At 67.0% G+C, this 12,329-nt stretch carries 10 protein-coding genes; 1 reads left to right on the top strand and 9 read right to left on the bottom strand.

The genetic code is table 11. The features are described 5' to 3' along the window. Positions 1–229 precede the first annotated feature (229 nt). The 8 genes from ACFT9I_RS01420 to ACFT9I_RS01385 form a co-directional block, all read right to left on the bottom strand. Positions 230–379, bottom strand: coding sequence for a hypothetical protein (locus ACFT9I_RS01420; protein ID WP_382559192.1), 150 nt, complete (start codon positions 377–379; stop codon positions 230–232). A 130-nt stretch (positions 380–509) separates the two neighbouring features. Then, positions 510–728 carry a reverse transcriptase N-terminal domain-containing protein gene (locus ACFT9I_RS01415; protein ID WP_382559605.1) on the bottom strand — a complete coding sequence of 73 codons (219 nt, stop codon included), beginning with the start codon at positions 726–728 and terminating at the stop codon, positions 510–512. 258 nt (positions 729–986) lie between these two features. Beyond that, positions 987–1,190 carry a hypothetical protein gene (locus tag ACFT9I_RS01410; RefSeq protein ID WP_382559190.1) on the bottom strand — a complete coding sequence of 68 codons (204 nt, stop codon included), beginning with the start codon at positions 1,188–1,190 and terminating at the stop codon, positions 987–989. Further along, a complete protein-coding gene (locus ACFT9I_RS01405; protein ID WP_382559188.1) occupies positions 1,187–1,666 on the bottom strand; it encodes a transposase in 480 nt (159 codons plus the stop codon). Before ACFT9I_RS01405 ends, ACFT9I_RS01410 begins: the two co-directional genes overlap by 4 nt. A 234-nt stretch (positions 1,667–1,900) precedes the next feature. Continuing rightward, positions 1,901–2,674, bottom strand: a complete 774-nt coding sequence (locus ACFT9I_RS01400) for an SDR family NAD(P)-dependent oxidoreductase (RefSeq protein ID WP_382559186.1) — start codon at positions 2,672–2,674, stop codon at positions 1,901–1,903. 53 nt (positions 2,675–2,727) lie between these two features. Further along, positions 2,728–4,353 carry a beta-N-acetylhexosaminidase gene (locus ACFT9I_RS01395; RefSeq protein WP_382559184.1) on the bottom strand — a complete coding sequence of 542 codons (1,626 nt, stop codon included), beginning with the start codon at positions 4,351–4,353 and terminating at the stop codon, positions 2,728–2,730. A gap of 473 nt (positions 4,354–4,826) precedes the next feature. Then, positions 4,827–6,731, bottom strand: coding sequence for a GDSL-type esterase/lipase family protein (locus tag ACFT9I_RS01390; RefSeq protein ID WP_382559183.1), 1,905 nt, complete (start codon positions 6,729–6,731; stop codon positions 4,827–4,829). 23 nt (positions 6,732–6,754) lie between these two features. Beyond that, positions 6,755–8,185 (bottom strand): MFS transporter, encoded by a 1,431-nt coding sequence (locus tag ACFT9I_RS01385; RefSeq protein WP_382559181.1) that lies wholly within the window; start codon positions 8,183–8,185, stop codon positions 6,755–6,757. Positions 8,186–8,798: 613 nt separating this feature from the next. Between ACFT9I_RS01385 and ACFT9I_RS01380 the strand changes: the two genes are divergently transcribed. Further along, the gene (locus ACFT9I_RS01380) at positions 8,799–9,419 is read left to right on the top strand and encodes a TetR/AcrR family transcriptional regulator (RefSeq protein ID WP_382559179.1); all 621 of its coding nucleotides are present in this window, start codon (positions 8,799–8,801) and stop codon (positions 9,417–9,419) included. A gap of 539 nt (positions 9,420–9,958) precedes the next feature. On the opposite strand, the gene ACFT9I_RS01375 is transcribed toward ACFT9I_RS01380, so the two are convergent. Next, positions 9,959–12,232 (bottom strand): glycoside hydrolase family 3 C-terminal domain-containing protein, encoded by a 2,274-nt coding sequence (locus ACFT9I_RS01375; RefSeq protein WP_382559177.1) that lies wholly within the window; start codon positions 12,230–12,232, stop codon positions 9,959–9,961. Positions 12,233–12,329 lie beyond the last annotated feature (97 nt).

Raw genomic sequence — 12,329 nt, 5'->3', positions numbered from 1 at the left:
CGCTGACTTAGAAGTGCACATCAATAATGAAACAAGATTCTGATTACTGTCAACTTGCCAGGGGGTGTCGGCTGGCCGGCATGCATGCGACCGTTGCAGTAGCGAGAATCTGGTTCTACGCTCTAGGTCGGCTCAACTCCCTGACCTCGCGTTCCAGTTCCGCGAGGTGGGCAGCGTCTGTGCTGGTCGTGCCGGGGACGAGTCCCTCGTCAGTCTCGGCGCGCTTGACTCAGGTCCGCAGGGCCTCGGGGTGCACATCGAGCTGGTCGGCGATTCGCTTGATCGCGCCGGCACGGGTGCCGGGGTCCTTGCGGGCCTCAATCGCCAGCCGGGTCGCACGCTCGCGAAGTTCATCGGGGTACTTACGGGGAGCAGCCATGAACGGATCCCCACGGGTCTTCGATGTCTCCATCGAACCCGGGGCGGTTGAAGCCGTGATCACAGATCCTCTCATGAGTCCCATCTGACCCTCTGTCAACACACTCCGCATCTCGGGGAACCTCGGATGATCACCGGTCTCGTCCCTGTGCTGTTGCCACGTCAACTCCCGCCGTCGCGCGTCCAGCGTTGATCTCCGCGACCCGTCGCAAGCTCAGGAGCGTGTTCGCACGAGACCGGAGCATCAGCTTCTGCAAATTGCGGACCTTCCTCAGATCCCCTGCCTGCGATGCCGTGAAGATTCTCTGCCGCAGACGCCGTACGTCTTCCTCGATCCGCCACCAGTCAATCGGAGTCCGATCTGTTCCCGCTGGGGAGTTGAGCCTTCCCTACGGTCGGCTGACCGGGCCAAAGCGGCCTGGACCTCAACGGGGTTTCCACGTTCCACACGAATGAGATACGACCGGGGTGGGTGCTCCCTCTACCCCGAGGCCGCGGTGTCCGCCGGGCCGGAGTGACCTTCTGCCGGCCAGCGCCTGCCGCTTCTCAACGGCTAGCCATGCACCCCACTCACACATTCCATCGGCGGGGCTTGGGATCACGAGGCATCATCGGGAGTTCATGTACTTCACCCGTCCGCTCTTCCCCTTGCCGGTAGTCACCATGTTTCTGATCGGGCCGGCAACGCGCTTGTAGGCGTGACGGTGAGGGCGGCGCATGACCCGTCCAGTACGCAGGGCGCGGGTCAGTTCTCGGCGCAGTGCACCGCGGCCCTGGACGTAAAGCGCCTGGTAGACCGTCTGGTGGGTCACGTGCATCTCCGGCAGGTCGGGGAAGCGTGTCCGCAGAGCCAGCAGATCTGCTCGGGGCTCCACCGCATCATGAGGTGGTCCTGGATGAATTCCCGCAGTTCGATGTTCTGACCGCTCTTGCCCGCTTTGGGTCGCAGGCGACGTATCTCGGCCTCGAATGGCCGGTAGGTCCAGCCTTCATTGGGCATGGGGCGCCGGTTGCGTCGTATCTCCCGGCTGATGGTGGAAGGACTGCGGCCCAGGTCGGCGGCGACCCGCCGGATCGACGCGTTCTCGCGCAGCCGGTCGGCGATGCGGATGCGCTCGGCCTCGGTGAGGTAGCGAGAAGCCGAGGGCGGTTCCTCCATGATCCGTACAGGAGGAACCGCCCTTCTGCCGCCTGGCGGTGAGTGCCGGCCATCGCGCCACCGCTTACCGGTGCGGAGGTTGATGCCGACGATCCCCGCGGCTTCCCGCGTGCTGTAGCCCTGCTCCATGAGCTGGAAGTATGCGGCCCGCTCACGAGCCAACCTCTTCCCGCCCCCGGTTCTCCCGGATCTCGAAGCGATTCGCACCACTCCCTCGGCTGAGGTCGTTGCTGTCGCATCGCGCGACCTCGGCCGGGCCTGGGAGTACATCTGTTCGCCGGTACATACTCATGGCGCTGCGGTCGACGTAGTTGCTGCGGCAGGGAAGGCCCTCGCATACGTGCTCGGTTGGATCGCGCCAGTTCAACGGTAGGCGCCGGCTCCTCCGTCGACCATGAACGTCCGCCCCGTTATGTAGGTGGATTCATCGCCTATCAGCCACGCGGCGACGGCGCCGATGTCGGCCTTGACGTCGCCGATGCGACCCATGGGGTTGCGCTGCAGGGCGCGGTGGTAGGCGTCGGGGTCGACCGTCTCCCACGCCTTCATTCCCTCGGAGTTGGCGTACGGGGCGATGATGTTGGCGCGGATCGCTTCCTTTCCCCACTCGAGTGAGGCGACGCGGGTGATCCCGCGGATGGCCTCCTTGGCACCCGCGTACGCGGCGAAGCCTTCTTCGCCCCCGGTGCCCGCGCTGGAGCCGAGGTTGACGATCGAACCGCCGCCGGCCGCCTTGAGGTGTGGATAGGCCGCCTTCATCAGATGGAACGTGGCGCGCGGACCGGTGTCAAAGGTCCGCGCGAAGGCGGCATCGTCCTGTTCGACGAAGGGTGTGGGGTTCTGTACCCAGACGGCGTTGTTGACCAGGCCGGTGAGCGTGCCGAAGCGTGCCGTGGCGGCGTCGACGATGACCGAAGCCGATCGCGGCTCGCGGAGGTCGGCCTGCAAGCTGGCCACCGCCGGTGCCACGGCTTCGAGGGAGTTGTGGGCTGCGGTAAGCGCGGGGCCGTCGATGTCGGTGAGGAACAGTCGCGCGCCACGCTCAGCCAGGGCGGTCGCGATCCCCAGGCCCACGCCTCGCGATGCTCCGGTGACGATGACCGTGTGTTCGCTCAGGGACTGCGGGTGTGCGTACATCTGGCTCCTTCTTTGGTCGTTCGGGGTTCATCAAATGCGGGCTGCTGCTGCGGTCAGGCCCAGTCGACCTCCACCGAGCGGAACCAGTTCCAGTCGCGCCGCCGCCAGGCCACGGACTGCCGACCGAGGCGAGCGGCGTACGCGTCCCACTCGGTGGGGTGCCGCTGCGCCCAGCCTTTCTCCGCCAGGGCGGCGAGCCGGGGCAGAAGCATGAGTTCCAACGCGGAGTCGTCGGCGAGTGTTTCGCACCAGACGGCCGCCTCGACGCCGACGATTTCGTCGTCGCCGAGGACCTCCGGGGTGTCGTCCACCGGGTCCCACTCGACGCCGGAGCGGATCGAGGTCGGCGGGTACAGCTGCATGCCGAGGCGGGCCCGCGCCGCTTCCTGGTCGGGGTCGGACGACGCGTCGGCGTGCGGTCGGTCGAAGTAGAGCCAGGTGGAGGGTGATACCAGCAGCTGGGCGCCTCGCGCCCGCGCGCTGGGCACGTCGTGCTTCGCCTTGCTGAGGTTGTCGAGCAGGACCGGCAGCAGTGCCGGCGGCACCATGGCGCCGAGCGTGTCACCGGCGGACTCGATCTCACCCGCCGCCATCCAGTACTGGACGACGTCGTCGCGGCCGATGGCGGCACGGGCAATCTCCTGCCAGCCGACCACCCGCTTCCCGCGGGCGCGTACCAGGGTGGCAGTGCGCTCGACAAACGCGGCATGCGCCTCGTCCGGCATGCCGAAGGCCTCGTCCCCGCCGATGTGCAGGTAGGCGCTCTGCGGGAACTGCGGCACTACGGCGTCGAGTACGTCCTCGACGAACGCCCATGTCTCGTCGCGGGCCGGGTCCAGGCACTTCAGCTCGAAGGTGTTGCCGTCGCCGAGGTCGATGGATGCGGCGTCGGGCGAGGCGAGTTCGGGGCAGGCGGCGATCGCCGCCGTGGCGTGGCCGGGCATGTCGATCTCGGGGACGACGGTCACGAAACTCTCGGCCGCGTAGGCCACCAGGCCGGCGATGTCGGCCTGGGTGTAGAAGCCGCCGGGCCGGTCGTCGGCCGCGCCGAGGGCACCAATCCCGGTAAGCGAGGGCCGCGACAGCACCTCGATACGCCATCCCTGGTCGTCGGTCAGGTGCAGGTGCAGCACGTTCAGCTTGTGCAGGGCGCACATGTCGATGACGCGGCGGACCGTGGCGGGCTCGTGGAACGTGCGGACGACGTCGAGGGACAGCCCGCGCCAGGCGAACCGCGGCCCGTCGACGATACGGGCGGCCGGCAGCTCGGCGACGCCGTCCTGCGCGTGCGTCGAGATGAGCTGCCGCAGGGTGGTGAGCCCGCGGAACACGGCCTCCTTCGTCGAGCCCCATACCCGCGCACCCTTGTCGGTGATCTGGAGGCCGTGGCGTTCGTCGGCGTCGCCGGTGGTCGCCTTGCCGTCGGCCCGCAGTCCCGAGGCGGGTGAGGTGCTGTCGAGGCCGGAGTCGTCGATCTGCAGGCGGATGTGCGGGCCGCTGGCGGCTTCGCCCCCCAGGCTGAGGGAGATCCCGGAGTCGATGCGGACGTCCTCGGTGAATCGCGCGGCGATGCCCGCGAGTCCGGCCGACTCCACGAGGACCCCGGTGGCGCTGGTGACAGCCAGTACGCCCTCGTGGGTGGCCGCAGTGGCAGGTGCGGGAATCAGCGGAAGCTCCATGAGTTCCTCGGGTTCCTTACGGTGCAAAGTGGGTGGTAACGATGATGAATTGCGGCCTGCGTCGGGAATGCCTTCGCGGCAAGAGCTTCAGCGAACGCGTCGAACCGGGAGAACCGCGAAGGCGGCGACCAGCACCAAGATGAAGGCGAACGGCCGGATGGGACCAGCGGCGCCACCGCACACGGTCAAGATCAAATCGGTGAGGACCAGACCGATGCCCGGCCGCCGTTGTCGTGCTCGTCGTAGCCGACGTGGTCGGTGATCTCGCCTTCAAGGACGGACTTCAGCACCCGCTTGGTCAACTGCTGGAGTCCGCCCTCGCCGGTCAGCTACAGGCCGTCGGCCCGCCAGGGCCCCGTCGACCGGCATCGCCACCAACTGTTCGTCCGAAGCCGAAGCTGACGGCTCATCGAGGTATTGCGAGGTCTGTTCGTTCTCCACGGTGGTCTCAGTCATCACAGGTGTCTCCTGGATCAACGGATCGGCCGTTCATCGGACGCTCCCGGCGTCGGTGTCGGGGCGAGGGGGTAGGAGACGAAGGCGAAGCGGGTGGAGTCAGGGCTCCAGCTGTTGACGTTGATGGTGCCCTGGCCGCCGAACAGCGGCACCCGGGCCAGTGGTGTGGTCCAGTCCGAGACATCGACGAGGACGATTTCCACCGGCAGGTTCTTCGGGTGGCCCTCGGTGCCCACTGGGAATTGCAGGTAGGCCGCGAGGCGCCCGTCCGGCGAAAGGTGGGGGAACCAGTCGACGGTGTCGGTGGAGGCGAGTCGTTCGACCTTGTCCGGGGAGGGCTGCGCACTGGGCACTCTGGCCAGTTGGGAGTGGCCGGGCCTGCTGGCCCAGCGTTCGGTGTTGAAGTAGATCCATTCGCCGTCAGGGGACCACTCGGGCCCGTCGATGGCGCCGGCGCCGGTGTCGTGCACTGTGACGGGACCGCCCTCGGGGGAGATCAGGGCGAGCCTCGCCGGGTTGCCCGGGGTGTCGATCCGTACGAAGCCGAGGGTCTTCCCGTCGGGTGACACGCCGTGCAGGAAGTGCCACGCATCATCATCGTCGGTGACCCGGCGCACGAGGCCGCCGTTCAGGGACCCGTGGTAGATCTGCCCGTCCATCGCCGACATGAAGATCGAGGCGCCGCCGGGGTCGAGCACGTGGTCGTTGTTGATGTGCGGCAGGCCCTCGTGGGCGATTCGACGGGGCTTGCCGCAGGAATCGAGCGGAAACTCCCACAGCCCGCCGTTCCCGTTCAGGTAGAGCGTTTCGCCGTTGTCTCCCCAGTTGGGTGCTTCGAAGAGCAGGTCGTCGAACTCGGCGACGATCACGTCCGAGCGGGAGGCCACCTCGAACACATGGAGGCGGCACGTCTGGCCAGGCGCCAGGCCCCGCGAGAGGCCGCCAGGGGTCCGTTCGAGCAGGCGGGTGAACTCGCGGGGAGTCCGCACCCCGGCCCTCGCTGCCAATTCGGCGAGGTCGAGCGCCGGCGGTCGATCGGGCGTGGGGGCGTCCTGGGGGGATGGCGAAGACGTGGTCATCTCTGGACTCTCCTGTGCCGGTCGGTTGCCGGAATGTGATGGTGGGGCCGGCTGAGGCTGTGGCTCCGACCTCGGCTGCCCGCATTCGGTCCTGGTTGATGCGGCGACGAATTGTTCGACCAGCAGGGCGATCTGTGCGGCCGCAAGCTCGGTCAGGTGCACGCCGTCCGTGGTGGTGGTGAAACCGTGACGGCGCGCGATGGCGGCCCAGGTTTGCCGGAGCAGGAACCGCCGCGCCGTCGCCGCGCCCATGAGCTTCTTGGTTCCGTCCCACTGCGCCGATGGCTTGTCCGGCGTGATCAGACCGGCAATCTGTTCGTGGACCGGCAAGACCGGGACCGCGGCCTGCGTAGCGACTTCGTGGATGATCGCGTTGTAGGGCGCGACGAGTTCTCCCCATTGCCCGCCGGTGGTGTCGCCGATCGGCGGAAGCGACATGAGCGCGATTCCGGCGGACGTCTCGGACTTCAGCCGCTCGACGATCCGGTGCAGGTTTTCCCGGTACCACTCCGGGGTCGGGCGCTGCGGGAGACGTTTGGACTTCAGGCATTCGTCTGACCATTGAGCTGAAATCTGTGCGGCCATGTCGTTCGTGCCGATGAGCACCGTCACGATCGCGGGCCGGCAGGCGATCACCGCGTCCAGGCGGGCCAGCAGGTTCCAGGCCAGGTCCCCGCTGATTCCGGCGTTGACGGTGTCCATTGTTGGGGCCACGGCCGTGGCGACCCGGCGGACCCAGTCCGCGCTGATCTTTCCTTGCGTGATGCTGTCGCCCGCGCAGACGAGCACCGGGCGGCCGCCCGGGTGAGCCGCGTAATGGCGAGGGCCAATCGGTTTGGTCACGAGGAATGGTCCCTTCGGCAGACTCAGCGAATGCGTTTGATCGGGAGGATGATCAACCCGGCCAGGAGGACCAGGACGAACCCGATCGGCCACACAGGACCGTAGGCACCGCCGGACGAGGCGACGACCAGGCCGGCCAGAATGGGGCCGAGCGCCTGGCCCAGGTTCTGGCCCAGCGTCGCCACACCGAGGTCACGGCCCGCCGACTCACGGTGTGGCAGCAGATCGATGAACAGCGCCTGGTCGACGACGATGTACACGCCGAGCCCGAACCCCCCCACGACCGCCTGGACGAACATCGCCGGGACCGTCGGCCACGCGAACGGGACGAGGAAGGACACGGCCAGGATGATCGAGGCCGAGACCACGAAAGGCTTACGCCGGCCGATCTTGTCGGACCATCGGCCCGAGACCACCATGCCGATCAACGCGGCGGGAAGGCCGGCGAGTTGCATCAACGGCGCGGTCTGCGCAGCCTCCTTCTCCGACAGCGCGGGCGTCACGTAGCTCTGCAGCATGTAGAGCGCGTAGACATTCGCGATGCCGAAGCCGATGAAGAACAGTACCTTCGCGACCCACGCCCACCGGAAATCCCGGTCCCCGAGGGCTTGTACGTACGAGGCGAGGAAAGTGCGGATCCGCAAGGGTTCGACGGCCAGGTCCCGGGACGAACGGTCCCGGGCCAACAGGACGAAGCAGAGCGAAGTGAGCAGGAGTGCCACGGCGAGCGGGAAGTACGTCGCGAGCCCGACCGCCGCGAACAGGGACCCGGCGATCACCGATCCGCCGATCCCGCCGAGGTAGACGATGACGCCGGTGACTGTGGAGAGGGTGCCGATGCGATTCTCCGGAACGCGGTCGACGACCGTGGCCATGAGCGGGCCCTGGCCGGAGCCCGTCACCAGCAGGGTGAGGGAATAGACGACCACCAGGACGGCAAGGGACGGCACGACCGGCAGCAGCGCGACCATCGCCGCGCCCGCGACACCCCCGGCGGCGATCCAGGGGGCCCGGCGGCCCCACCGCGACCGGGTCCGGTCCGACATCAGGCCGACGACCGGCTGGATGAGCATGGTGATGACGACCCCGACGGTCGTCACCAAGGAAAGGCTGGTCGCCCGTGACGAGTTGAACTTGTTCAGGAGCCCCAGGAGCCGATGCTGCTCCGCCGTCGGCGTCACCTTGCCCGCATCGACCTGCTCCTTCAGCACGTTGAGGTCGTGCAGGTGTACCTGCGCGTCGGCCCCGGTGAAGACGTGCGCGAATTCCAGCTGCTGAACGTGAACCGGCAGCAGGATGATGGTCATCGACCCGTACAGCAGGATCATCCCGAGGCTGGCAAGAGCGTAGAGGTACGTGTAGCGGCGGAAGGCCCGGGTCTTCGGCTGGTAGCGCACGGCCACCGCAGAGCCGGTCTGCTCGGCCGCGTCTGCCGACGGCGTGTCGGTAGTCATCGGATCTCGGACGGCGCAGTCGACATGGGAGGCCCTTCGCTGGGGAGGAGTGTGCTGGGCTGGGTCTGCGTTCGCCCTCTTGGAAAGGCGGGCGGTCACCTGGCCGATGTGGTCACCGGTTCAGGCCACTGTCACGTGCCGAGGTGATCGGGACGACATGACAGAGAATGGAACCCCGTTTCATTACGGGTTCGTTGGGGGCAGGTTTCCATCAGGAGAACGCCTAGGTCAACGGTAGTGGACAAAAAACTAACTGAAACTGCATTCTAGATGTGTGGGCACGGATAGGGTCGAATTGACCTTCGTCCACCACCCTGGGCGCTGAATCACGCCGCCGCGGACCGCGATTGTCATCCTTGGAGCACAGCGTGGATCGAATGCTGATTGTCGACTGCCTCGTCCTCGACGAGCCCTCCGTGCCTGGTGGCGCACGAGTGCACGGCCTGCCGGGCCCGGCGCTTCGACCGGCTCAACACCGGCACCGCCTGCGGCGGGATGGATGCGCGGTGCGTCGGTGCTGCGCAGCGCGATCCACGTACGGAAACCGGGAAGTCCCTTCGCCGTGTCGTCCGCGACGTTCTCCGAGTCGGCGGCGACTGATATGAACACATCCGTGGCAGACGTTGATGCGCAGGCGCCCCTGGCTGTCGAGATGATGACGAGTCGGCAGCTCGCCCGTCGGGCACGGCTCATCGAGACCGTGATCGCGCTCGTCGCCGAATCCGGCACGGCCTCGATCCAGATGCGTGATGTGACCGACCGGTCCGGGGTGGCGCTGGGCACCGTCTACCGGTACTTCCGGTCGAAGGATCACCTCCTTGCCGCGGCGTTCATCGAGTGGCAGGGCAAACTCACGCGCCGGATCATGTCGTCGAAGCGTGACGAGGACGAGGATTCACTGTTGTTGGTGCAGGACTTTCTGCGCCGCGTCCTGCGGGCCTTCGATCGTGCCCCCGGCATGGCCGTGCTCATGATGCACGTGACGGCCTTGCCCGATCCGGACGTGCAGCAACTCATCGACCAGGGCAGCAGCGGCTTCTACTCCGCGTTCGATCACCTGCTCGCTGCGGAACCCCGCGACGACGTTTCCTACATACGACTCGCGATCGGCTGTGTTCTGGTGGACGCGGTCAGCCGTATGTCCAGTGGACGAGCCACTTTCCAGGAAGTGCGGACCCAGGTCGACGGCGTCGCCGACATTCTGTTGCGCACGCGCGGCCGGCGTGCCGCTTAGTCGCCCGAGAGTCGGTCGCAGCGAACTTCGGCCTGATCCGGGGTGGCGCTTCGCCGTCGACAGAAGCGGGCTTCGCCGATGACGCGACCGCGTCGCGACCTTCTTGAGACGAGAGAGCGCCGTTCGTCATCGGCGTCGAAACCATGCCCGGAGCGATCGCATTCAGGGGGATGCCGGCCCCGGCCCACGTGCCGGTTGTCGAGGAACGTCGAACCCACTGCGCGAAGGGCCGCCTTGCTCGAAGGGCAGATCGACGCTCCTGAAGTAGTTGACGGCCGCGGTGGCAGGAATCGGTGCGGCAAGCCCCGCGACGGCGATGATCGTGTCAATTGAGCCTCCGGATCTTGTCCTGTACTCCCCAGCCGTGGTTGAAGGGCGTGGGACTCATGAAGACCCCTCTGTACCAACCGGCGTCAAGTTCGGACTGGCCACTGCCATCCTGCTCTGGCCGCCCGCCCATTGCCTTCCGTGTAGAGCCCGGTGTCCTGACCTTCATGCCCGGGGGCGCAGCCAGGACCGGTGCGCGTGCCGGGCAGCAGTCAACGCGCCAGACGCGCGAGCACCTCGTCGATGTCGTCATTGGAGAAGGCGCCCGCGGAGACGATGCGGAGCTTCTCCAGCGGCATACCGTTGATGACCTCGGTCACGATGCGCTGGGCCTCCGGGGGGATCTCGGCGCCGCCACCGAGCAGCGGAGAGGCTGCCATGAACCGTGTGACCATGGCGGCGAACTCGGGATCACCGAGGAAGTGGCCCATCGGGGTTCGCCGATCGACGATTTCCACCGAGTGGGTGTCCCCGGCCAGCTCGACACTCACACTGGCCCGGATGTCGCGCGAGGAGTGTCCGATCTCGATGGTGAAGGTGCCGCTCTCGATTGCCCAGTGGTTCCGGTGCTCGTCCCAGAACGCGAAGTCGCGGCGATCCAGTTCGACTCGGATGGTGATGGTTTCGCCTGCTGGAACCCAGACCTTGCTGAATCCGCGAAGCTCCCGTTCCGGTCGCGGGACGGTACTGATGTCGTCGTGCACATACACCTGGACGACCTCGAATCCGTCACGCTCGCCGACGTTGCGGACGGCCACCTCCACGGTGACGTTCTCGTTGCCGTGGACCGTGGCGCGCGGGTCCGAATACTCGAATTCGGTGTAGCTCAGGCCGTGTCCGAACGGGTAGGCCACCGGCATCTTCCGACGGTCGTAGTAGCGGTAGCCGACCCAGATGCTTTCCCGGTAGTGCACGCTGCGCTGCGCTCCTGGATAGTCCACATAGGCCGGTGTGTCCTCCAGTCGCAACGGCACAGTCTCGCTGGTGCGGCCCGAAGGGTTGACCTCGCCGAAAACGATGTCCAGCGTTGCCGCGGCCACTTGCTGGCCGCCGAGGTTGAGGTCCAGGATCGCGTCGACCTTCTCGTGCCACGTTGCCATGTCGATGACCGAGCCCTTGTGCAGGATGACGACCGTGCGCGGGCTCACCGCGCAGACCGCGTCGATCAGCGCGAGATGGGATGCGGGCAGGGACAGGGTTTCCCGGTCGTAGCCTTCCGACTCGGTCATCTCGGTCAGTCCGACGAACAGCAGGGCGACATCGGCTTCCGACGCCGCGGTCACGGCCTCGTCGAGCAGGCTCTGGTTGACCTGCTCGCTGTCGTATCCCCGGGCGTAGCGAACCTGTTCAGGAGAAAGGAAACGACCGATCTCATCGCGCGCGGTCGCGTACGAGGCGACATTGACGCCTGAGCTGCCACCGCCTTGGAACCGGGGCTTCTGGGCGAACTCGCCGATGAGTGCGACGGTGCTGGTACGCGCCAGCGGGAGCGTGTCGCGTTCGTTGCGCAGCAGGACGATCGACTGTTGGGCCACAGTGCGGGCCAGTTCGACGAGTTCAGCTTCGCTGCTGGCCACCGGATCGGGGCGATCACGGGCCGCGAAGCGGGAACTCAGCTCGATGATCCGGGCAGCGGCGCGATCGATGTCCGCCTCGCTCAGTTCGCCCGACCGCAGTGCGTCCCGGATCGCGGCAGCGCCCACCCCGTTCGAGCTGGGCATCTCCAGGTCGATGCCGGCCTTGAGCGCGGCGACCTGGTCGCTCACGGCACCCCAGTCGCTGACGACCACGCCGTCGAACCCCCACTCGTCACGGAGAATCTCGGTCATCAGCCGGTGGTTCTCGGTGCAGGGGATGCCGTTGACCGCGTTGTAGGCGGCCATCACCGTCGCCGGTCGTCCCTCGGTCACCGCGATTTCGAACCCGCGCAGGTAGATCTCGCGCAGGGCGCGCTCGTCGACCTCGGCACTGATCGTGAACCGGTCGTACTCCTGGTTGTTCACCGCGAAGTGCTTGACGGACGTGCCGACGCCGCCGGACTCGGTGCCGGCGATGACCGCGGCGGCGAGACGGCCGCTCAGGTAGGGGTCCTCGGAGAAGTACTCGAAGTTCCGGCCACCCAGGGGGGTGCGTTTGATGTTCATGCCCGGCCCGAGCACAACCTCCACGCCGGTCCGGCGGGCCTCGGTGGCGAGCGCGGCGCCCTGCGTCCGGGCCAGGGCGGTGTCCCAGCTGCAGGACAGCGCGGAAGCGGTGGGGAAGCAGACGGCGGTGGGGGCTTGTGGGGTGCCGGTCTGGTCGCCTGAGGCACCCCAACCGATGCCATGAGGACCGTCGGACAGCGTCATCGGGTTGATGCCGCGATCCGGATAGCCGACGGTCTGCCAGGAGGACGCGCCCGAGAGCAGCGCGATCTTCTCCTCGATCGTCAGCCTGGCGAGTGCCTGAGAGGCGGTGGGGTGCGAGTGATCGCTCTGTAGTGTCATCGGTACAGCCCGTCTTTCCCGAGGCAGATGGGGGTAACAGCTTGTTACCCCCATCTTCGGACGCTAGGCTCGAACAGCTCGATCTGTCAAGGAGGGG

The organism is Streptomyces sp. NPDC057137, from assembly GCF_042670825.1.
GTDB lineage: Bacteria > Actinomycetota > Actinomycetes > Streptomycetales > Streptomycetaceae > Streptomyces.
The sequence above is the reverse complement of the archived record's forward strand: the minus strand, read 5'-3'. Positions and strand labels throughout refer to the sequence as shown.

What these genes read in the sequence shown, in the direction of transcription:
- ACFT9I_RS01400 (WP_382559186.1), bottom strand. Translation starts at nt 2,674, where the DNA reads ATGTACGCACACCCGCAGTCCCTGAGCGAACACACGGTCATCGTCACC.
- ACFT9I_RS01395 (WP_382559184.1), bottom strand. Translation starts at nt 4,353, where the DNA reads ATGGAGCTTCCGCTGATTCCCGCACCTGCCACTGCGGCCACCCACGAG.
- ACFT9I_RS01385 (WP_382559181.1), bottom strand. Translation starts at nt 8,185, where the DNA reads ATGACTACCGACACGCCGTCGGCAGACGCGGCCGAGCAGACCGGCTCT.
- ACFT9I_RS01375 (WP_382559177.1), bottom strand. Translation starts at nt 12,232, where the DNA reads ATGACACTACAGAGCGATCACTCGCACCCCACCGCCTCTCAGGCACTC.
- ACFT9I_RS01405 (WP_382559188.1), bottom strand. Translation starts at nt 1,666, where the DNA reads ATGGAGCAGGGCTACAGCACGCGGGAAGCCGCGGGGATCGTCGGCATC.
- ACFT9I_RS01420 (WP_382559192.1), bottom strand. Translation starts at nt 379, where the DNA reads ATGGCTGCTCCCCGTAAGTACCCCGATGAACTTCGCGAGCGTGCGACC.